15 protein-coding genes are annotated in these 21241 nt (G+C 67.9%); 6 read left to right on the plus strand and 9 right to left on the minus strand.

Annotated elements, in window-relative coordinates; all coding sequences use genetic code 11:
- Nucleotides 1-44: 44 nt before the first annotated feature.
- Entirely contained in the window at nucleotides 45-1001 is a 957-nt protein-coding gene (locus J2S55_RS20135; RefSeq protein ID WP_306863236.1) for an alpha/beta fold hydrolase, read from the minus strand.
- A gap of 259 nt (nucleotides 1002-1260) precedes the next feature.
- Between J2S55_RS20135 and J2S55_RS20140 the strand changes: the two genes are divergently transcribed.
- Nucleotides 1261-1779, plus strand: a complete 519-nt coding sequence (locus tag J2S55_RS20140; RefSeq protein ID WP_306863239.1) for a SigE family RNA polymerase sigma factor — start codon at nucleotides 1261-1263, stop codon at nucleotides 1777-1779.
- Nucleotides 1776-2942, plus strand: a complete 1167-nt coding sequence (locus J2S55_RS20145; RefSeq protein ID WP_306863242.1) for a hypothetical protein — start codon at nucleotides 1776-1778, stop codon at nucleotides 2940-2942. Before J2S55_RS20140 ends, J2S55_RS20145 begins: the two co-directional genes overlap by 4 nt.
- 627 nt (nucleotides 2943-3569) lie before the next feature.
- Here the strand turns inward: J2S55_RS20145 and J2S55_RS20150 are convergent.
- Nucleotides 3570-5210: a caspase, EACC1-associated type gene (locus J2S55_RS20150; RefSeq protein ID WP_306863246.1), complete on the minus strand. Its 1641-nt coding sequence runs from the start codon at nucleotides 5208-5210 to the stop codon at nucleotides 3570-3572.
- The gene (locus J2S55_RS20155; RefSeq protein ID WP_306863249.1) at nucleotides 5197-5553 is read right to left on the minus strand and encodes an effector-associated constant component EACC1; all 357 of its coding nucleotides are present in this window, start codon (nucleotides 5551-5553) and stop codon (nucleotides 5197-5199) included. The genes J2S55_RS20150 and J2S55_RS20155 overlap by 14 nt, the downstream gene beginning before the upstream one ends.
- 330 nt (nucleotides 5554-5883) lie before the next feature.
- On the opposite strand from J2S55_RS20155, the gene J2S55_RS20160 reads away from it, so the two are divergent.
- The 4 genes from J2S55_RS20160 (at nucleotide 5884) to J2S55_RS20175 (ending at nucleotide 11712) form a co-directional block, all read left to right on the plus strand.
- Nucleotides 5884-8925 carry a DEAD/DEAH box helicase gene (locus tag J2S55_RS20160; RefSeq protein WP_306863251.1) on the plus strand — a complete coding sequence of 1014 codons (3042 nt, stop codon included), beginning with the start codon at nucleotides 5884-5886 and terminating at the stop codon, nucleotides 8923-8925.
- A gap of 28 nt (nucleotides 8926-8953) precedes the next feature.
- Complete coding sequence (locus J2S55_RS20165; RefSeq protein WP_306863254.1) at nucleotides 8954-9664, plus strand: haloacid dehalogenase-like hydrolase; 711 nt, start codon at nucleotides 8954-8956, stop codon at nucleotides 9662-9664.
- Nucleotides 9665-9846: 182 nt separating this feature from the next.
- Nucleotides 9847-10623 carry an alpha/beta fold hydrolase gene (locus J2S55_RS20170; RefSeq protein ID WP_306863257.1) on the plus strand — a complete coding sequence of 259 codons (777 nt, stop codon included), beginning with the start codon at nucleotides 9847-9849 and terminating at the stop codon, nucleotides 10621-10623.
- 123 nt (nucleotides 10624-10746) lie between these two features.
- Entirely contained in the window at nucleotides 10747-11712 is a 966-nt protein-coding gene (locus J2S55_RS20175; protein WP_306863260.1) for an endonuclease/exonuclease/phosphatase family protein, read from the plus strand.
- A gap of 80 nt (nucleotides 11713-11792) precedes the next feature.
- Here J2S55_RS20175 and J2S55_RS20180 read toward each other — a convergent pair whose 3' ends face one another.
- The 6 genes from J2S55_RS20180 to J2S55_RS20205 all read right to left on the minus strand — a co-directional run bounded on the left by J2S55_RS20180 (nucleotide 11793) and on the right by J2S55_RS20205 (nucleotide 20936).
- Entirely contained in the window at nucleotides 11793-12602 is an 810-nt protein-coding gene (locus tag J2S55_RS20180; RefSeq protein WP_306875496.1) for an NAD-dependent protein deacetylase, read from the minus strand.
- A gap of 179 nt (nucleotides 12603-12781) precedes the next feature.
- Nucleotides 12782-15259, minus strand: a complete 2478-nt coding sequence (locus tag J2S55_RS20185) for an NACHT domain-containing protein (RefSeq protein WP_306863263.1) — start codon at nucleotides 15257-15259, stop codon at nucleotides 12782-12784.
- A 76-nt stretch (nucleotides 15260-15335) separates the two neighbouring features.
- Nucleotides 15336-15578 carry a hypothetical protein gene (locus J2S55_RS20190; protein ID WP_306863266.1) on the minus strand — a complete coding sequence of 81 codons (243 nt, stop codon included), beginning with the start codon at nucleotides 15576-15578 and terminating at the stop codon, nucleotides 15336-15338.
- Nucleotides 15579-15691: 113 nt separating this feature from the next.
- Nucleotides 15692-18019, minus strand: coding sequence for a hypothetical protein (locus tag J2S55_RS20195; RefSeq protein ID WP_306863271.1), 2328 nt, complete (start codon nucleotides 18017-18019; stop codon nucleotides 15692-15694).
- Nucleotides 18016-19608, minus strand: coding sequence for a peroxidase family protein (locus J2S55_RS20200; RefSeq protein ID WP_306863274.1), 1593 nt, complete (start codon nucleotides 19606-19608; stop codon nucleotides 18016-18018). Before J2S55_RS20200 ends, J2S55_RS20195 begins: the two co-directional genes overlap by 4 nt.
- On the minus strand, nucleotides 19605-20936 hold the full coding sequence (locus tag J2S55_RS20205) for a cytochrome P450 (RefSeq protein ID WP_306863277.1): 1332 nt from the start codon (nucleotides 20934-20936) through the stop codon (nucleotides 19605-19607). The genes J2S55_RS20200 and J2S55_RS20205 overlap by 4 nt, the downstream gene beginning before the upstream one ends.
- Nucleotides 20937-21241: the final 305 nt, after the last annotated feature.

Raw genomic sequence — 21241 nt, forward strand, 5'->3', positions numbered from 1 at the left:
GTCGGCGTCCGACCGCGTGGTGGCGCTGCCGGACCACCACGTTCTCAGGGGTTCGAGATCACCTCGTGGAGCTTGGCGGCGAACTCCTCGGGCTGGGCGCCGAAGCCCCCGTGGTCGCCGGGGAAGACCACGGGCAGCGTCCCCAACCGCTCGGCCACGGCGAAGGAGGCCCGGTACGGCGGTTCTCCCGCCGAGGCGCCGCCCACCGCCAGGACGACGCGTGCCGAGGACGCCTGGAGCGCGGCGATGTCCGGGGCGTACCCGATGAACGGCGGCACCTCGTAGCCGATGAAGAACTGCATGTTCCGCTCCATGCGCGCCATCATCCCCATCATCTCCGGGTCCGGTCCCTCCGCCGTCTCCAAGGCCGGCTCCTCCCGCGATGCCTGGGCGGCGTCCCCCTGCGGGGCCTGTGCGGCCGCGTCTCCCCGCGCCGGCTCGCTGCCGTCCCCCTGCGCCGGCTCGCCGCCGTCGCCCTGCGCCGGCTCGCCGCCCATCCCCATCCCGGTGGCGAAGACCTGCATCGCCGGCCCGGCGCCCTCCTTGAGGAAGGTGTCCTCCACCTCCTGGATGACGGCGTGCCAGTGGTCACGGTCGGGCAGCAGGCCGAGGACGGGGGGTTCGTGGGCGACCAGGGCGCGCACCTGCTCGGGGTGGCGGGCGGCCAGTTCCAGGCCGATGACCGCGCCGGAGCTGTTGCCGAAGACATACGCGGGCTCGTCCGCCGTGACGCCCACCGCCGTCAGCACGCGGTGTGCGTCGTCGCCGTGGACCTCGATGCTCTGCCGCTCCGGCGCCCCGGCCAGGGGGCTGCGCGAGTTGCCGCGCCGGTCGTACGTCACCACCGTGTACCGGCCGGCGAGCCGCTCGGCGAGGCCGGCATATCCGGCGGCGTCATAGATCCCGCCGCAGATCAGCAGCAGGACGGGACCGGAGCCGCAGACCTCGTAGTACAGCTCCGCACCGGGCACCTTCAGGATGTCCGTCTTCGTGGGTTCCATGCTCGTTCCCCCGGGGGTTGTCGTCTGTCTCGGTTCGGTCGATCGCAGCAGAGTCGGAGCCACGGCCACGTCCTCGACATCCCACCCAGAAGATTTCTGGAAAATATCCGCCCCCGTCCTCAGCCCCTGGTGAGGACAGGGGCCGCGTCCGGTCGTCCACCCGGCGGCGCGTGGACCAACCCGGGCACTCGCTATTCCGGTGAGGGTTCCAACCCTTCAGCCTCTCGCGCGCGTTGGTAACGGGCGAAGGGGGATCACATTGAACCGCTACGACGGCTTCCACGAGTTCGTGCACGCCCGCCAGCAGTCGCTGATGCGGACCGCGTACCTGCTCACGGGAGACGCCCACCTTGCGGAGGACCTGCTGCAGAGCGTTCTCATCAAGGTCGCCGGGCACTGGCCGAAGCTCTTACGGCACGGCAATCCCGAGGCGTACACCCGCAAGGCGCTGGTGAACCAGCACATCTCCTGGCGGCGCCGTACCACGAGAGAACTGCCGAGCGCCGACCCACCCGAGCGCGGGCACTCCCACGACGACTCCACGGTGAACCGGATCGTCCTACGCCAGGCCCTGGGCCGCCTGACCCCCCGGCAGCGCGCTGTGATCGTCCTGCGCTTCTACGAGGACCGTACCGAGCGCGAGACCGCCGACCTGCTGGGCTGCTCACTCGGCACGGTCAAGAGCCAGACCCACCACGCGCTGGGCCGCCTGCGCGCGCTCGCGCCCGAGCTGACCCACCTGCTCGCCGAGATCGAAATCCAGGAGGCGGACCGATGACCCGGCTGCACGACGCACTGACCGACATCGCGGGTGAGGCCCCGGCCGTGGATCTGGCCGACCGTGCGATCACAGGCGACAGGCGCAGGCGGCGGACCGGCGTGGCGCTGGTCGTGGTCGCCGTGGTCGCCGTGGTCGCGCTCGGTGCGGTGGCGGGCACCGGCCTACTGCCAGGCTGGCGCGACAACGTCATCGCCGCCACGCCGAAGGACTCTTCTCCCTCTCGGGGCGACGGCGCACTCGCTGACCTGCCGCCACGGGGGGTGGGGCCGCTGAGTCACGCCTACAAGACCTTCTGCCACGTCGCCCGTGGCGTGCCCGAGGACTGCCGCAACGGCGAGTGGCGGGTGGTCACCCGCGACGGCAAGACCTACCACGTGCCCCAGGCACTCGGCATGGCCGGCACGCTGAACTCCGTCCCGCTGGCGATCACCAGGGACGGCCGCATGATGGCCTACTACAGCCGTGAGGAGCAGACGTTCAAGGTCCGCGACCTGGAGAGCGGCAAGGAGTTGACGGCTCCCGTCACGGTGGCGGAGCGGCGACTGCGCCCGCGGGCGTCCCTGGTGCTGTCCGACGACGGACGCCACCTGGCGTTCACCGCCTACCCGGCGGGGAAGGAGCCCGGCCTGCTCATCGACATGCGTGCCGGGACGACCACCCCCCTCCCGAGCGGGTGGGCTCCGACGAGCGTTGCCGACGGCGGCGATCCCGTGACGATGGTCAGTTACCCGCCGAAGGGAAAGGCCTGGCTGATGCCCCGGCCGGGTGGAGGCTCTCCCGTCACACTCGACGAGACGTACACAAGATTCAGCGCACTCGCCCCCGACGGCAGGAGCATCGCCGCCCTCGGCATGGAGAAGGTCAAAAGTGGTGGCATGCACATGGACGGCACCCTGGCCGTCCTCGACGCCACGACCGGCCGGACCAGTAGGAAGGTTACGGTGCGCGGCCTGCCGAAGGACACGGTCCTGCTCACCCTCGGAGCCTGGCTGAACCGCACCGAGGTCACGCTCGCCACCCTCCCGTCAGGTCGCATCTGGGAGAACCGCCAGATCACCTACGCGGTGAACGTCGCGACCGGCCAGGCCCGGATGCTGGGCGTCTATACGGGCCAGCACCCGTTCCAACTGGTCATCCCAGGGGCGGGGTTCGCAGGCTGAGGACACGGCTCGCGCCAGAACGCGGGCCGTACCGCGAACTGATCGGTGAACGCGCCGACGAGCATGAACAGAAGTCACACCGCCGCCTTTGTCACTCCCTTTCGCCACGGGACTTCCCGCTGCGGCATCGAGACGGCCGTTCCACGGGTGCATGCCCGGTGGTGACTCTCGCCCGTACGGCACAGCAGGCCATGAATGACGTCTTGGCATCCCTGGCTTCCCGGAAAGATCGCGGGGTGGTGGAGCCTCGGCGGGCGTACGGCGGATGGCCACACCACTGGCAGCCGAGAGGGGACGGGGGTTGCTCGGCATACCAACGGGCCCTGATGATCCGGATGGCTCACCAAAATTGGACACGTGGCCGCACCTCCAGTGTGTGATCCTGGCTCTGCCAGGCGACTCGACTCGCCGGGCAGAGCCGTCTTCTACAGTGCCCTCGGTCTGGTGGTAGTGGCTGATGAGCTGCGGACCACCAGCCTCGCGGAGGCTATCTCACTGCGATCTCGGAACCTTTTTCTGGTTGCTGGAGAGAACTGGAGGAGGTCCAGGTGCGTACGCTCACTTTTAACCGTGTAGTGGCAGCCTTGCTGTGAAATATCGAACGGCTTGCTCAGCAACATTTAATAGTTAATCAAGGTCGACTATTAGATGTTGCTGGCCGATCATGTGATGTTTCCGATGGTATCGGATATAGCCGAGATCGACCTTATGCTTCAATGTGAGATTCGTGATTATCTCTCCATCGGTCTGGTCAATTACTCTGAAGTCATCCTCAATGGTGATAGCGCCATATTTAAAGAGGTCACGATGATTGGAGCAGAGGCATAGCATGTTTTCTTTGACATCTGGTCCGCTGTGGGGCATCTCTAGTCCCCGAATGTGTACGGTTGCGGCAAATTTCAAGCCACCGGGAGCCTCGAGAATAACTCCGCAAATTTGACAGGCATAGTCGTATATCTGCTTCACCTCGGTAGCAAGTGATCTGTCGGCGTAGGATCCGGGTGCCACGAGTTCCCAGCGACCAGGGTGAAGTTTGCGATTCAAATCTATTCTGGAGTGCACGTCATGATCAATGAGCTTTTCTAGCCGGAATTGTAGGATAGCCGGACCGTCGGTGCCAGGTTTCGCCCAGTAGTCTGTTACGGCGAATAAGCCGTCGTAGCTATATCCAGAAGCGGGCGAGAATTTCTTATTTCCGCCAGAGCCCCGTACCACTCGTACCGGAAGCCCCGTTATAACGCTCTTGATAAGAGCGGCATTTCCAGAATCTGTTGGAGACTGATCTTTAATTTGCTCGCCAGTGTTCGGGTCGCGACCGCCGTGACCAGTGTAGATGATAGTGTTGCCGTAGTCTTCGTCGTCATTATATCCGCCGGAGACTACGATAGACTCTGCGCCGCCTCGTGCAGCGGTTCCACATATCCCCGCCTGAAGCGGCCGATGTATCTTTGCGTTGTGAAGTGCGTGGCGATTAGGGAAAAGTGCGCCTGGAGTGACTCCAGGAATCGGACCGTAATGCTCCTTAGTAATTCTTCCATGGGCGCGGTTTCGAAAAAGTATTAACTTTGAACTGAAGTCTTCTTCTCGTTTCTGTGGTACCGGCAATCCCTTGTCTTGGAGTGCCTCTCTCGCATGCGTAAATAATGTATCTACGTCTAGTAGGTCGGGTTGATCAGGAATCCCTTTTTGAATGAGGCTGATTAGCTCTCCGCTGAATGCTGTGTACTCATCCCCGGCTTCGGCAGTTTTGTTCTCCCCAGCTGCGGCCATGAGATAAGTTCCGCGTAGCGCTGCACCGTTTGCCACCCGTTCTGTCGGCTGGTCAACACCATTCATCAGGCCGAATGCGCGCCCGCTGTAGCAACAATCTAGAATGACTATTCGTCGGCGCGCCCTGCTGGCCCTTAGCTCGTCTCTGACATGATCGTAAGCCACTGATCGGTACATCCGCTTATCGTCCGATCCGACCAAGGACAGATAAAGATCACTTCCCGTTGAGTGAACCAATCCGTGTCCGGCGAAGTAAACGATGAGGGTATCCCTTGCTTCCTCTGCAGCTAGCTGTAGAGGATCAAGCATGTCAATGGCGGTTTGTGGATTACTTACAACTATGCAATTAGCGGCAGGCAATCCCCATAGATCTGCGCTCTGTAGAAGCTTGCTGAGTTCTTGTAGGTTATTTTCGACTGCAGGAATTGGCGGCATATGCTCGTATTGACTTGTTCCAATCAGTACAGCACGCGACCTCAACGGATCAGGAAGGCTCAATGGTATGATCCTTCATGGCGTCCAGAATCTGAATGATGAGATCGGGGTCGGCTTCGGAGAGGGCGACAGTGGTGCCGCCGCGTTCGATGGTCACCTGTGGTTTGTGGCGTCGCGTTTTGCGCCAGCTCGTTAACACAGCAGCCAGGCTCGGTAGCTGTAGCCCACTGGCTATTACCAATGCGATCAGGTCCAGAGTGTCGCCCATCTGGCCGGGAGAGGGCTCCTTCGTGACAAGAAGCACGTCGGCGTGATCAAGGATTTCTGGCTCACGTAGCAGCCAGTCGTAGAGCGACCGTAGCTCCTGCTCTGCATGCTCTCCGCTGATACGGATGTTGAAAGTCACCCTGCCCCCTGTCGCTTATGCCGCCTATCGATACACATCCACCCGAATGATGGTATATATGTACCTTTTTAAGGAAGGCGGGAAGAGGGAGGGTAGCAAACTGATTCTCGCTGGTCTAGATCGTTTGCCTCAGAAGTCCCCCGTAGCGTGACCAGCTCTTAGCCCATGGTGGGAAGGTTGCAGCTCTGCTGTCACGGGGCGTGAGGCACATTCAGACAAAGCGCCATGCAGTACGTGCGGGTAGAGGCAGTGGCGCGTGAGAGCTAAGCGCCCGATTTGCCCGCTTCGTCGTGTCGAGTACTGGAGTCGAGTCATTTAGAGTTCCGGCTTATGAGTGATCTCACGCCTGGCGTCTATGAGCAACTCGTCACGCATGCCCTCGACCGACGTCTACGCGCAGTTCCAGGCGAGCTCGTGGAGGTAACCTCCATCGATCAGGCGGATGCGGAGGACTATCTCATCCGGCACATTGCCGCTCTGACCCGTCACGCCCTACGCGCGGCCAAGACTCCTGAACAGCAGATCGGTCGAGCGAACCACATCGCCGAAGCGATCATCAGGGAGTTCCTCGACACCGAGGATGAAGGGGAAAGGATCGTTCAGCCCGGGCAGTTGCTTACCGAGGTGCGGAGGCCATCGGGGATTCCTGGACGGCCGGAGCCACGGACCAGGCCGGAGATCCCACTGTCCGCCAGTGCTCTCCTCGTGAACGGGCGAGGTCAGCCGAGCATTGGCACTGAAGTTAAGCGTGAGTTTGCGACTGCTGATCGAGTGGACCTGATCTGCGCCTTCATCAAGTGGTACGGCCTGCGTCTCATCGAAGGGTCGATCAAGGAGTTCATTGCCAGAGGCGGTGAGCTGCGAGTGATCACTACGACCTACATCGGCGCTACGGACAGGGCCGCGCTGGACCGCTTGGTTGCCCTTGGTGCCACGGTCAAGATCTCTTACGAGACGCACAGCACGAGACTTCACGCCAAAGCATGGATGTTCCACCGGCACACCGGCTTCTCGACTGCCTACGTAGGCTCATCCAACCTCTCCAAGGCCGCGCAGTTGGACGGTCTGGAGTGGAACGTGCGGCTCACCCAGATTGAACAGGCCCATCTGCTTTCGACGTTCACTGCCACGTTCGAGCAGTACTGGGCCGACCCGGCGTTTGAGGACTATGACCCGGCTCGCGACGGGTCTCGGCTAGCTGAGGCGCTCAAGCGCGAGGGTGGGTCAACTCCAACTGATCTGCCTTTGGAGATCGCCACGTTGGATGTGCTCCCGCGTTGGTATCAGGCGGAGGCACTGGAAGAGTTGGAAGCCGAGCGTGAGGTGCATGGCCGTATGCACAACTTGGTTGTCATGGCCACTGGTACCGGCAAGACAGTGATTGCTGCACTCGACTATCGCCGACTTGCTGCTGCAGGCAAGGTCGACAGCGTACTGTTCGTCGCTCATCAAGAGAAAATCCTGGACCAGAGCCGGGCTACTTTCCGGCAGACGCTCCGCGATGGGGAGTTCGGGGAGAAGCTTGTCGCTGGGCACCGACCGAAGAAGTGGCGGCATGTCTTCGCTTCAGTTCAGTCGCTGGCCAACATCAATCTCGATGAGCTCAACCCGGCCCGGTTCGACATGGTGATTGTGGACGAGTTCCACCATGCTCAGGCCCCCACGTATCGGCGACTGCTTGAACATCTTCAGCCGCGGTATCTTCTCGGTCTGACTGCTACCCCTGAGCGCACCGATGGGGTCGATGTCGGTGTGTTCTTCGGCGGGCGGATCGCTTACGAGCTGCGACTCTGGCAGGCCCTTGAACAGCAGCTTCTCGCTCCGTTTCACTATTTCGGCATCCACGACGAAGTCTCTCTGGCTGACGTGACGTGGCGACGCGGACACTACGACGAGGTGGCTCTCAGCGAGCTATATACCGGGAACCACGCCCGAGTACGCCTTATCTTGCAGGCCGTACAGGACAAGATCGCGCACCCTGGTGAGATGCGGGCGCTCGGCTTCTGCGTGAGCGTTCAACATGCCAGATTCATGGCCGACCAGTTCACCAAGCACGGCATCCCTTCCTTGGCCGTGACTGGTGATACGCCACTTGATGAGCGTCGCCTCGCCGTACACCGCCTGAGAAAGGGGGAGGTCAACGCGCTGTTCACCGTTGACCTGTTCAACGAAGGTGTGGACATTCCCGAGGTGGATACCGTCCTATTTCTGCGTCCTACGGAGAGCGCCACGGTCTTTCTGCAGCAGCTCGGTCGTGGTTTGCGTCGTGACCCGAACAAGACGTGTCTCACTGCGCTGGACTTCGTTGGCCACCAGCGCGCCGAATTCCGCTTCGACCTGCGGTTGCGTGCACTCACCGGGTTGCCCCGGCGTAGGCTCCCCGAGGCGTTGCCGAACCCAACACTCCCTGCCGGGTGTCATCTCCAACTCGACAGCGTGGTGACCGAGATGGTCCTCGCCAACGTGCGCCGCGCCCTCCGTCTGCCATGGAAGGATCTCGTCACCGAACTCCGCTCGATGCCCGAAATTTCGCTGGCAGGGTTTCTGGAAGAGACTGGTCTTGAGCTGGAGGACCTTTACCGGTCCGCTAAGGGAGGCTGGGCCGAGTTGCGTCGCCGTGCTGAGAACCGTCCCGTTGTGGAGGACGATGCCGACCGCAAGCTCGGTCGGGCAATCGGGCGTCTACTGCACGTCGATGACCCGGTACGGCTGGCACTGCTCCGCGACGATTCAACGGACGATCAACGTCTGCTGGCCATGTTGCATGTTGCGCTGCTCGGTGGCGACGTGCCCTTCGACTCGGGGAAGGGGGTGCTGAACCTGCTGGAGATCCATCCTCAGCGACGGGAAGAACTACGTGAGGTGGCATCCATTCTTGAGGAACGTATGCACCGGGTCACCATGGAGGTCGCGGGCTTACCCCTGCGCCTTCACGCTCGATATGCCAAGAACGAAGCTCTGGCTGCCTTCGGCGTGGACCGTCCCGGTAACGTCCGCGAGGGTGTGAAGTGGGTGCCAGAGGCGGAGGCTGACGTTTTCTTCGTCACTTTGCGGAAGTCGAAGGGATTCTCTCCGACGACCATGTACAACGATCGCGCGATCAGCCCGACGCTCTTCCACTGGGAGTCGCAGAGCACCACACGCGCATCGTCACCGACCGGTCAGCGCTACGTCAACGGCGGCTCGACCGTGCACCTCTTCCTCCGTGAGAGCAAAGACGAGGACGGCTCCCTCGGAGCCCCACCGTTCTTCTACGCCGGACCGATGACCTACGTGTCATCCGAGGGTGATCGGCCGATGCAGGTCCTCTGGCAGCTGGCGCACCCTCTCCCCGCAGATGTCTTCCACCAGGCCAGCCTCGCTACGCCTTAGGGAAGGGGAACCCCGTTATCCTCGGGAGGTGGGCTCCCTGAGAACGCTTGTGCTGTGGGACATCGATCACACGTTGATCAATGCCGATGGCATCGGCAGGGACATCTACGCCCATGCCTTCCGTGCGGTCACCGGGCAGTCGATGGAGCGGGTCGCGGCCATGGCGGGGCGGACCGACTGGGCGATCACGGTGGAGACGCTCCGGATGCATGGCGTCGAGGTGTCGGATCGGCTTCTGGAGTCCTTCGGGACGGCCCTCGCCGAGGCGTTCGTCGTTCACGAGGCGGCGGTCTCGGAGCGGGGCAGGGTCCTGACCGGGGTGCGCGAGGTGCTCGACGTGCTGGCGGGCCGGGGCGATGTGGTCCAGTCGGTGCTCACCGGGAACATGGAGCCTCTCGCGATCGGCAAGCTCAGGGCGTTCGGGCTGGAGCACTTCGTGGACTTCGAGGTGGGCGCCTACGGGATGGACCACGAGGACCGTGCCGTGCTGGTGGGCCTGGCGCAGGAGCGTGCCGCCCGGAAGTACGGGGAGCCCTTCACCATGCGCAACACCGTGCTGGTCGGGGACACGCCGAACGACGTCCTCGCCGGTCACCTGGGCGGGGCGCGGGTGGTGGCCGTCGCCACCGGTTCCAGCGATGTCCAGGCCCTGAAGGAGGCCGGTGCCGAGCTGGTGCTGGAGGATCTCACCGACACGGACGCCGTCGTGCGGGCCGTACTCGTCGTGGCGGATCGGTAGAGCGGGTCCGAAGATCCGCGGATCTCGACCTCGGACGGGCCGGCGGTGAGCCGCTCATCGCCTGCGCGAAAAAAATTCGTGAGGCCTGTCGAAAAAGCCGTCCGCCGATCGACGCGTAGGCAGAGGCACGTCAGGCCCGGCCGCGCGGCGGGGTCCGGAACCGGAGTCGGAGGAAGATCACCATGAACAAGGTCATTTCGAAGGACGGCACCACCATCGTGTTCGACCGGATGGGGGAGGGGCCGGCGGTCATCCTGATCGGTGGCGGCCCCACCGACCGGTCGGTGAACGCCCCGCTGGCCGAACTGCTGGCCAAGGACTTCACCGTGTTCAACTACGACCGGCGGGGCCGTGGCGACAGCGGCGACACCTTGCCCTACGCCGTCGACCGCGAATATGAGGACATCGAGGCCCTCATCGCCGAGGCCGGCGGATCGGCTCTGGTGTACGGCACTTCCGGTGGCGGGATCATCGCCCTGGAGGCGGCGGCGCGTGGGCTGGCCATCACCCGGCTGGTGGTCTGGGAGACGCCCTACATCGTCGACGACAGCCGCCCGGCCGTGCCGGCGGACTACAGGGACCGGCTGATCAAGCTCCTGGCCGACGGTCGCCGGGGCGACATGCTGGAGCTGTTCTTCACCGACGCGGTGGGCATGCCCGCCGAGTTCGTCGCCCCGATGCGCGATCTGCCGTTCTGGTCGTCGATGGAGGCGCTGGCACACACTCTCGTCTACGACGCCACGATCACCGGTGACTTCTCCCTGCCCACCGAGCGGCTGGCCGCGGTCGGGGTGCCCACGCTCGTGATCGACGGCGGCACGACCCCGTGGATGAGCAACGCCGCCGAGGCGGTCGCCGCCGCGCTTCCCGACGCGCGGCGCCGCACGCTGGAGGGCCAGCCCCACAACGTGGACCCGGCCGCCATCGCCCCCGCGCTGGTGGAGTTCTTCACGGCCTGAACCGGCCCGCGGTCGGGTGGTGCACGGGGACAGGCGGCGGCCCGTACGGTCGGGTGCATGAGCATCGGAGACCGGAAGGGCAGCGCCGCCGGGAGGGGCGCTCGTCGTATAGGCCGGTGTCGTATGGGCCGGTGGCATTGGGGTGGGGAGGGGCCAGGGCGGACGCCCTGGACGCGCGGGTGGGTCCTCGCGTCGATCGCCGTGCTGGTGGCCGGGCTGCTGGCGTTCCCCGCCGCCGTGCCCAACACCGTGGGCAATCTCGGCAGCCTGCTGGAGACCTTCCTCCCCTGGGGTGGCCTGGCTGTTCCCGTGCTGCTGGGCGTGGCGCTGCTGCGCCGCTCGGCCACCGCGACGGTGGCCCTGGTGCTGCCCGCGGCGGTCTGGGCCGCGATCTTCGGCGGGCGGTTGCTGCCCGCCGACCCCGGGGCGGCTCACGACCTGACAGCGCTCCAGCACAACGTCAGCGACGAGAACTCCGATCCCGGGGGAACCGCGCGAGTCCTGGCCCGAGCCGGGGCCGACCTCATCGCGCTGGAGGAGCTGACGCCTGAAGCCCTGCCCGTCTACGAGGCCGTCCTCGCACCCGGCCATCCCTACCACGCGGTCGTGGGCACCGTCGGGCTCTGGTCCAGGTATCCCCTTACCGGCTCCCGGCCGGTGGACATCAGGCCGGTGGGCGTCGGGGGCGACTGGAGCCGTGGGCTGCGCTCCACCGCGCGGACGCCGCTCGGCGACATCGCCGTGTACGTCGCTCACCTGCCTTCGGTCCGTATCCGGCTGCCCGACGGCTTCAGCTCCGACTGGAGGGACGAGAGCGCCGTGGCGCTGGGCGCGGCCATCGCCGCGGAGGAGCTGGACAGGGTCGTCCTGCTGGGCGACTTCAACAGCACCCTCGACGACCGTGGTCTGGCCCCGGTGATCTCCCGGATGACCCCGGCGGACGGGGGTTTCGGGTTCAGCTGGCCCGCTGCTCTCCCCCTCGCCCGGATCGACCACATCATGACCCGTGCGGCGACTCCCGTCGCCACCTGGACCCTGCCCGCCACCGGCAGCGACCACCTGCCGATCGCGGCCCGCGTCAAGCTCTGATGTCCACCGGACGTCCACGGGCGGCCGGGGCCCGCGGCCGTCTCGCGCCTTCCCGGTGGGCCGGGGCCGGTGGTCACGGCTCATACGTCGACGAGACGGATCAGCTCCGGGAGGACTGTGCTGAGTGGGGCGTCGATGGCGAGGGTCGCGTATCTGTCGCCGCGGGTGGGGCCCTGGTTGACGATCGCCACGGGGATGCCGAGCTTCGCGGCGTGCAGGACGAACCGGCGGCCCGACAGCACCGTCAGCGACGACCCGAGGACCAGGAGCAGGCGTGCTCTCTCCACGAGGGCGAAGCACTCACGCACCCGCTCCACCGGGACGGTCTCCCCGAAGAAGACGACGTCGGGCTTCAACACCCCTCCGTCGCAGGCCCGGCAGCCGACCATCTGGAACGCGTCGGCCTCCGCGTCGCCCAGCTCGACGTCACCGTCCGGGTTGACCGCGGTGGCACGGGCGCCGAACTGTGGATTCGCCTCTGTCAGGCGACGGTCCAGCTCCTCCCGCGAGGTCGAGTCGCCGCAGCTCAGGCAGACCACGTGGTGCAGGCTGCCGTGCAGTTCGATGACCGCCCGGGCGCCGCCCGCCTGGTGCAGGCCGTCGACGTTCTGCGTCACGACGCCGGCCACCAGGCCCCGCCGCTGGAGGTGCGCGACCGCGTGGTGGCCGCTGTTCGGCGCCGCCCGGGTCATCGCCCGCCACCCGACATAGCTGCGGGCCCAGTAGCGCCGCCTGGCCGCCGCGTCGCCGACGAACGCCTGGTAGGTCATCGGAGTGCGCCGCTTCAACGAGCCGCTCGGCCCCCGGTAGTCGGGGATCCCCGACTCCGTCGAGATCCCGGCCCCGCTCAGCACCACGACCTCGCCCGCGGTCAGCAGCTCCGCCAGCATGCTCGTACCCTCGCTCACCCCTCCATGCTGCCCCACCGCATGTGCCGAGCGGCCTCCGGCCGCCGTCGAGCCGCGCTGCCTCGACCTCTCCGCGTCCGGGTCAGGCGTCGGCGGGCCGGGGACCATCCGTCTTTCCGGGCCTGGGTCAGGCGTCGGCGGGCCGGGGACCGCATGCCCGGCTACCCGTGATCGGTGAGCCAGGACTGCAACTCGCGGTGCCGGAACTGGTAGCCGGTACCCGCCACCCGCAGGAGCCCCGCCTGGCACGCCCACTGGCAGAACGCGGTGAACCGCCAGGGCAGCCGCCCGCGCAGGGCGGCGAGCATGATGCCGATCGCGTAGTACGCGCCGCCGCTTCCCACAGTGAGCCCGCCCACGGGCGCGAGCATGAGCCCTCCCACGAGACCGGACCAGAGCCCGACTCCGAGATCGGCCCGGATCCCCATCGGAGGATCGACCCCGGCCCCGAGCGCGACCATGAGCCCGAAACCTACCGCGATCGTGATCACCAGTGACAGGCGATCCTCGTCTTCTCTCTCGCCCGGGGCGAATCCCTGCGTGGACGCAAAGTCCGCGAGCATGACGAATGCGAGTCCGAACACGAATCCGAACGGTCCGCCCACGAGCCCTCCCACGGTCCCGAAGACGAATCCGAACACGAGCCCGAACACGAGATCGCGGCGGACGGCCTGCCGAGGAGAGGCGAGATCGGCTGACGGGTTCCACGACCCTCGACCGCCCATGAGCCCGAACACGAGCCCGCCGACGGGCCCTCCCACGATCCCGAATACGGCCATCAGCACGAGCTCGGTCTTCACGGTGCCGAAGAGGCTTCCGACCGCGGCCAAGCCCGCGGTCAGGAGTCCGCTGATGAGACCGCCCCCGAGCCCGGCCTGGAGTGCGGGGGCGGAGATGCTGCGCATGGCGATGTGAGGTGCGGGCCACTCGGTGCGGATGAAGAGGAAAGGGAGGACCAACGCCCCGAGGGTGGCGCCTAACACCCAGCGAGGGGTCCCGTCGGGCCAGGGGGCGGGTGGGAACGGGGTGAGGACGAGGGCGGCGACGGCGACGATGCCGACGAGCAGCGCTGTGGTGTGCAGCAGACGGGTCAGGCGGAGGCCGCCGATCGGCCACAGCAGGTGCGGGACGATGTCGACCTCGGACATGCCCCTGGGGGCGGGGTGGTGCCGCAGATAGTCGGCCTGCCAGCGCAGGTGCCGGGCCAGCGCGGTGAGCCACCGCTCCACCTGCTCGGGGGTGTAGGAGCCACGGCCGCGGGGGGTCAGCGCGGTCGCGGCCGGGATGAAATTGGCCAGCATGCTTCCCTCCAGCCGCCGCCGGGTCTGGGCTGCCGTCTCCGTGCTGTGGCGGTCGGTGTGAGGGACGAGCTGGGCGGCCTGGCCGGGGTCGTGGTCGATGGCGCTGGTGGCCAGTATCAGCCGCCAGGGTGTGGACAGGAACTCCCGCACGCCCGCATGCCCGGAGTGGTCGAGCCGGTCCAGTACGGCTTGCCAGGCGTGGTGCTGGCGGGGCTGGTAACGGTAGCGCCTGTGCAGGTAGTCGGTGACCTGCGGAACGGTGAGCGGCCGGATGATGATCTGACGGGCCTGTTCGAGCAGCAGGCCGCGTTCGATCAGCTGGGTGTGACGGTCCGGGCGGGTGGTCACCACCACCGGGCCGAACACCGCGCCGGTGTAGAAGCGGTTGAGTTCGTCGATCAGCGCGGCTGCCCGCACCGGTGCGGCGTCCCGCTTGTCCGGGGCGTCGTCCTGGTCGCCCGGCGCCGGGGTGGTGCCGGGGGCGGGGCCGCCGCCGTCGGCCTGGACGAGGTCGGGGTCCATCTCGTCCAGGCCGTCCAGGATCGGGAGGACGGCGTGCTCGGCGACCAGGCGCCTGGCCTCCTGAGGGGACATGGCGTAGCCGAGGACGAGCTGGTCGGCCAGCCAGTCGACCAGCGGCCGGCCGGTGGGCCAGGAGGCGGCGCTCAGCCGGATCGCGACCGGTCCGCCGGCGGCGGGGTCGTCGAGGACGGCCTGGTTCAGGTCGATCACCATTTGGATCACGAGCATCGTCTTGCCCGATCCCCGCTCCCCGACGATGATCAGACGTTGGCCGGGCAAGGCCGAGAGATAACCGGCGGCGTTGGCCAGCGTGCCCTGTCCGGCCAGCGGCCCGCCGGCGCCGTTCCGGGGCGGGAGGGGATCGGTCTCCTGCCAGAACAGCAGCCCCGCCGCCTTCTTCGACACCCACCTCGCCACCGCGCCGCCCTCTGGCTCCCGGCTGTCGCTGTCATGGCCGCGATCGGCGCCGTAGTCGGCGGCCGCGGGATCGGTGTCGTCGAAGGACAGATCGGCCGCGATGACACCACGCAGCAACGCGGCCCGCACCTGGCACTCCTGTTGATGGATCTGGCGGGCCAGCGCCACCCGCACCGGCTCCGGCACGGTGGAGCGGCGAGCGATGACGAAGGGCGCCACGATGCTCACCACGGCCAGCGGGAGGCCGATGACCTGCCCGATGTTGGCCACGACGGCGAGCGACTCAGGACCTCCGGCAGCGATGATGAGGTAGATCGAGCCGCTCAGGAGGATCGTGAGCCCGAGCGAGACCAGCCCCAGCCGTGTGGACGCCCGCGACCGCCGCCACAGATTCCGCATGATCGTATGATGATGCGTTCCGTCCCGATCCGGCATTGAAACGTCGCATCGTGTTCACGGGTAACCCGCAGGCCCGTCAGCGACCTGCCCGGTCGGCGTAGAGGCGTAGCAGGGTCGCGGCTCCGGCCAGGTCGTCGGAGGCCGCGGCGCAGGCGGCGATGTGGGCGTTCAGGGTCTCCCGCAGCCACTGCGGGGCGGTGTCGGCTCCGTCCAGCTTGGCCCCGATCTCCCGTAGACGTTGGGCGCATTCGGTGAGCACGCGGGCATCGGACCGCAGGACCTCCGCGTGGGCGGCGATCGCCTGGGGGGCGGTGGGCATCGGATGCTCCTTCGGTCAGGTGGTCGGGGACGCCGGTCAGGCGGTCAGGTGGTCGTCGTTCAGGTGGTCGGCACCGGTCCGCCAGGTCTGGTGGTCGGCGCTGGGACGCCAGGTCAGGTGGTCCGCACCGGGACGCCGGCGGCGCGGAGCGTCTGGTGGGCGGCGGTGGACAGGCACAGCAGGGGGCGGGCGCCGTCGAGGCCCAGGTCGCGCAGGTGCCGCGCCATGGGATGGGCCGTCCGTCCGACGGTCAGCCGTGCCCGCGGCGCGGGATGCGCCCGTCCCCGGCCCCGCGTCTCGACGCACGACCGCAGCGTGGTGCCCCCGTGGCGTGAGTAGCTGACCAGGTCCCGGCCTTCGATCGGGACTCCAGGGCCGAGCGGCCCCCGGAGGGTGAGGAGCCTGTCGTCCGGGCCGCCGACCACGATACGGGCGGAGCGCGCGGTGAGCCGGATGTCCAGGGGGGCGACGGACGGCCGGCGGCCCCAGATCTCCGGAGCCACGGCCGACACGGTGTCGGCGTCGACCACGGAGCCGACGGAGCAGCTGCCGGAGTGCCGGCGGTCCGCCCTCCGGAGCAGATCGGGCCAGATCCGGAACGGCCGCGGCCGCCACGGATCGTGCACGATGATCCCGAGGTCGACCTCGCGGTAGCCCCCCAGGCTGGTCCGCCGGTCCCAGGAGGCGTGGAGGGCGACGAGGGCACGCCCCGCGATCCGGACGGCGGGCCCGAGCCCGGTCTCCTCCAGCAGGGCCGCCGCCACGCCCGGGTCGGCGGCGAAGTAGGCGGTGAGGGCGGAGCCGTCCTGGCACCTGACCGGCAGTTCGAGCGCTCCCCGCGACGTCGTCGCCGGATAGGTCGGCACGGTCAGGAAGGGGAAGCCCTCGGGGTGGGGGGCGCGGTCGAACAGCAGGTAGATCTGTGAGCGGGTGACCGGCCCCCGGTACGGCGTGAGCTGTCGGTCGATCCGGTCGCGGGCCTCGGGCAGGTCGTTGGCGATGTTGGCGGCGTAGTGCTCGATGCTGTGGCAGATCGGGAACAGGTGGGTCGAGTCGAAATAGTCCACCACATACCAGTCAGGATGCAGGTCGAAGCAGTTGCCCGCGCCCTGCCCGTCCAGAGTGGGGATGATGTCGTGCTGGTTGGTGACGCTGGCGATCCAGGTCCGCGGGTCCGCGGGCCTCTTGAAGTCGACCGGCGATCCGACGGCCACGGCGTGGGTGACGGTGTAGCGGGCGCAGAATCCGGTGTCCTGCACCAGGTTCATGATCGCCGCACCGCCCGAGCTGTGCCCGATCAGGGCGATCTCGGCCCCCGGCGGGATGCCGAAATCGTCGATGGCTTTGATCAGTGCGCGGCTGTAGGGGCCGCTGTCCAGTACGGCGCTGCTGAAGGCGCCGAGCAGATCCTGCGGGGAGTCGGTGTCGGGCCGGCCGGGTCTCATGCCGGGCACCTGGACGACGTGGCGCACCACGCCGTCCGGGCCCGTCACGCTCTGGATGAGCATCCGCCCGGTCGTGCCGACGACGCCGATGTTGGCGAGGAAGTCGAGCAGCGAGCCCCGCGATCCCAGCCGTGCGGCCTCGGCGGGGTCCGGCTCCAGGCGGCGTGCGGCTCCGTCTCCCGTGTCGAGGACCGCTATGGCCCGGTTGCTCAGGCCGGTGATCGGATCGGCGCTGGCATACCCCTTCCCGGTCGCGATCAGCCACGCGGCGGTGTCGTTGAGCGGGTTCTCGTCCAGCAGGGCCCGCAGGGCGAGAACCTCGCCGAAGACCGGGGCAAGCCCGCTGAGGGTGCGTACGGCGCCGCGGTCCTTCAGCAGGGCGCGCAGTGCCCGGACCGACTCGATGTCGCGGTCGGCGCCGACCGCTCCGATGAGCCTGCTCAGCAGCGGGTCGTCGAGCAGCTCCGGGTGGTTCAGGGTCACGGCGGTGATCCGCAGCCGCAGCGAGGTCGCCAGGATGAGGACGGCCAGGCTCTCGGCGCCCGCCATGCCGCCCAGCTTGGCCGCGAGAGCGCCCAGCCGGCCGCCGGCGACCGCGTATCCGAGCCCGTTGCGGTCCGTCACCGCACGGAGCAGGGCACGCTGTGCCCGGTATCCCTCCGCCGGGGCGCGCGGCAGGGCGCCGAGCACGGCACCGTCGGTGAGCGCCGCGGTGGCGTGGACGGACGCCTCCTGGACCGCCGTCCCGATGTCGGCCAGCTCACGGGCCGCGGCACGCAGCAGCTCCGCGACCGCGGCCGGGGCACTTTCGGCCAGGGCGCCCTCGGCTGCGGCACCTCCGGCCGGGGTGACTCCGGCCGGGGCGTCTCCGGCCGAGGGGCTCTCGGCTCGGGCACCTTCGACCGGGGCGCCTGTGGCCGGAGAGTCTCCGGCTGGGGCGCCCGCCCCGCGGGCGTCGGGGCGGGGGTGGTCCGCGGCGGCATCTCCGCCGCTCACCGCGTCGCCTGCCAGGTCAGGCTCACCGGACGCGGCCGCGGGTCTTCGGGGACGTTGCGGTGGAGCACGTCCGACAGCGTCCGCGTGGTGGCGATGATCTTCATCCCGGCCGGGGAGAAGGTCGCGGCGTTGAACACCCGCGAGGCCAGCAGGGGATTGGTCAGCGCCTGCGAGAAGGCGTCAATGGCGATGATCTTTGTGAGGAGCGGCGGCAGCATGGCCTCCGGGGCCCCCGGCTCCTCGGCGAACAGGCCGACGTACAGGTCCAGGTCGTCGACGCTCCGGTAGAGCCCACGCAGCGCCTCGCTCACCCTCGGGTCACCGGAGACCTGATCGAAGCGGCGCACGCGGGGGAAGCGGCAGTGCTCGCGGTAGCCGTTGTAGGGGGCCAGGTTCAGTGCGCGTGAGTCGGCGATGCTGGCCACGTCGACCTCCCGCAGGACGGGGTCGGTGTTGAACAGGCCGATACGGCCGGCGCGCTGCCGGGAGGCGTCCTCGAAGAGCCGGCCCAGACCCGGCCCGGGGATGAGCGCTCCTCCGATCATGGTCTCCGCCATCGGGAGCTCCCGGCCGCCCACGGACAGGGTGGAGGGGATCAGGCTGTGCCAGCGGTATACCAGGTTGAACTCCGCCGAGGCCCAGTTCTGCCGGTGCCAGGGCGCGTGGGCCAGCATGGCCGACAGCCGTGGGTCGAGGGTGAAGCGGAAGTGATACGGGGTGATGTGGTTGATGTATTCCTCCACCACCAGCTTGATGAGGAGGACGATGAGGATGTTGCGCGCCGTCTGGAACAGGCGTTCGTCGTCCCAGCGCGGATAGTGCCCGGCCAGCAGGCGTGCCACCCTGTTGTGCTCGCGCAGGAAAAGCACCGTGAGCATGGTGAAGCCGATCTGGATGTTGCCCCGGTCGCTGCCCGTCGCGAACAGGGTGTCGCGCTGCGCGTCGGTGAGCTCCGCGAAACGGATCACACCGAGGGCGGAGAACTCGGATTTGACCTTGCCGTTCTCGCAGAGGTGGGGAGGGAACTCCGCGCCGTTGATGAGCTGGCTCTTGAGCAGTCCGCCGTCGAACGTCCGCAGGGCGGCGGTCGCCGTGTCGTCGAGCCCGTAGAGCTGGTTCAGGTCGATGTGGTGGTTGGAGCTGTTCTTGCGCGGATCTCTGGGGACGTGGGTGTCGCCGCGGAGGAAGCCGTCGGTGAACCACTGGGCGAAGTAGGCGAACAGCACGGTGGACCGGGGGCACGGGATCATGGCGTCGCCGCGGGTGAACAGGTCGGCGGCGCGCTCGGGGGTGGGCCGGCCGCTCCCGTCTCCCGTGGCCGGTGGCATGTGGCGCCCGTTGAACGTCCGGTCGGTCAGTGAGGCCCACGAGGTGTAGTCGGCCATGGTGCTCAGCGGCTCGGGCCGGGGCGGCATCTCGCGGATCGCGTGGTCGATCAGCGAGGCGTTGAGGCGCCGCCGTACGGGCTGGACGCGCTGGGCGAGGTCCCAGAGCGGGCGCCCGTTGGTCAGGGCCAGGAACCTCAGCCGGTTGGCGGCGCCGTCGGTCGCGATGCTCCGCGCGCTCGCTCTGGTGGGCTTCACCGTCACGCCCCCTTCCCCGCCGGGCCGAGCCCCAGGACGTATCGGTCGGGGAAGATCCCGTGGGCGCGGACGATCACCCCGTCCGGCGGTGGGAGCGGGTGCAGGCCGGGGCGGCGGAGCAGGCGGCGTACGGTTTCGCAGATGACGGCCCGGGCGGGATGCACGCCGAGGCACGCGTGGTGGCCGTGGCCGAAGTAGAGCCGGAGGTGCTCCGGCCGGTCGAGGCGGAAATCGTCGGGCTCCTCCACCACGTCCGGGTCGAACATGGCCGAGGCCGGCGCGGCGAGCACGAACGTCCCCGCGGGGATGACCGTCCGGCGCGGGGTGCCGGCGGCCAGGACGTAGTCGCGCTCGCACAGCCGGGGGAGCAGTTTGAAGAACGGGCTGAACCGCAGCGCCTCCCAGACGTAGCGGTCGAAACGGGAGGGGTCGGGGTCGGCGGCGGCCTCGACGGCCTCCGCCCGCACCTGCGGGCGGAGCATGATCTGCTCCACCGCCTCCACCATGGCGCCCGGCCCGCTCTCCACGGATCCGAGGGGCAGCCCCGCCATGTTGATCAGCAGTCGCTCGTCGCCGACGCCGACCTCGGCCGGGAGGGCGGTGTGGAGGAGGCGGGTGAAGACGTCGTCGGGGAGTGGTCCCCGCCCCGCCGCCAGGGCGGCCCGGCGCTCGGCGAGCAGGCCGCGCAGGTAGCCCATCATCTCCTCGCCCGCACGGACCGACTCGGCCTGGACCGCCGGGTCGCCCTGGAAGTTGGCGAAGCCGTCGACGACAACGGCCCTCGTCCACCGTGACAGGGTCTCCGGAGTGGGCCCGGGGAAACCGAAGTAATCTCCGCACACGCGCAGGGCGACGTGCCGGAACAGCTCGCCGACGGCCTCGATCCGTCCGCGCCGCGCCGCGGCGTCCAACGCCTCGTCCGCGATCCGTCCCACCAGTCCGCGCAGGTCCGCCACGTCCTGCGGGGCGAGCATGACCTGCATCAGCCCCTTTTCCCGCCAGTTCATCGGCGTCGCGTCCCTGCCGAGCATGAACGGCCCGCCCAGGGCCGCGTCCAGGCGCGGGCCGAAGGCCCTGACCGTGAAGGTCTCCTCCCGGGAGAGCACTTCGACGACATCGGCGTAACGGGTCACGACGGTGAACGCCGGCGTGACGAAGATCGGCCGCTGTTCGCGGAGCTCCGCGAACAGCGCGCGCCAGTCGGTGCGCATCCACTCCTGGACGAGGGCGGAGGCGGACCCCGGATCGCGTGCCACGGCCGCGTCGTATCTCGCCAGATGGTCGCCCGTTCTCTCCAGGTGGTCGCCCGCAGCCGACTGATCGACAGCACCCATGCCGTAGGACCCTCCGTCTCACGCGTGAACCGGCCGCTGAAGCCATGGCGGACGGAGATCGTCACTTTCCGTAGCCATTGCTCAGGTGGGCGTCACATTACCTCAGGATGGCTACCGAATGCATTGTTTTGACTCCCGTACGTAATCAAGACGTCACTTCCCGGCAAGTCCCGCCACCCCGCCGTCCGGCCGTTGAATGGGTGGCCGGACCGTGCGCAGGCGGTCTCCGCCGCCGCGAGGAGACCGGTCGGTCTCCGCCGACCGCGAGGAGGCCGCCAGGAGGCCGCCAGGAGAAGCAGAAGAAG

It is taken from the genome of Streptosporangium brasiliense, from assembly GCF_030811595.1.
Lineage (GTDB): Bacteria > Actinomycetota > Actinomycetes > Streptosporangiales > Streptosporangiaceae > Streptosporangium > Streptosporangium brasiliense.

Excerpts from the sequence above, each read along its gene's own strand:
- J2S55_RS20190 (WP_306863266.1), bottom strand. The coding sequence starts at position 15,578 with ATGCCCACCGCCCCCCAGGCGATCGCCGCCCACGCGGAGGTCCTGCGG.
- J2S55_RS20180 (WP_306875496.1), bottom strand. The coding sequence starts at position 12,602 with ATGCTGGCGGAGCTGCTGACCGCGGGCGAGGTCGTGGTGCTGAGCGGG.
- J2S55_RS20205 (WP_306863277.1), bottom strand. The coding sequence starts at position 20,936 with ATGGGTGCTGTCGATCAGTCGGCTGCGGGCGACCACCTGGAGAGAACG.
- J2S55_RS20185 (WP_306863263.1), bottom strand. The coding sequence starts at position 15,259 with ATGCGGAATCTGTGGCGGCGGTCGCGGGCGTCCACACGGCTGGGGCTG.
- J2S55_RS20175 (WP_306863260.1), top strand. The coding sequence starts at position 10,747 with ATGGGCCGGTGGCATTGGGGTGGGGAGGGGCCAGGGCGGACGCCCTGG.
- J2S55_RS20170 (WP_306863257.1), top strand. The coding sequence starts at position 9,847 with ATGAACAAGGTCATTTCGAAGGACGGCACCACCATCGTGTTCGACCGG.
- J2S55_RS20135 (WP_306863236.1), bottom strand. The coding sequence starts at position 1,001 with ATGGAACCCACGAAGACGGACATCCTGAAGGTGCCCGGTGCGGAGCTG.
- J2S55_RS20160 (WP_306863251.1), top strand. The coding sequence starts at position 5,884 with ATGAGTGATCTCACGCCTGGCGTCTATGAGCAACTCGTCACGCATGCC.
- J2S55_RS20145 (WP_306863242.1), top strand. The coding sequence starts at position 1,776 with ATGACCCGGCTGCACGACGCACTGACCGACATCGCGGGTGAGGCCCCG.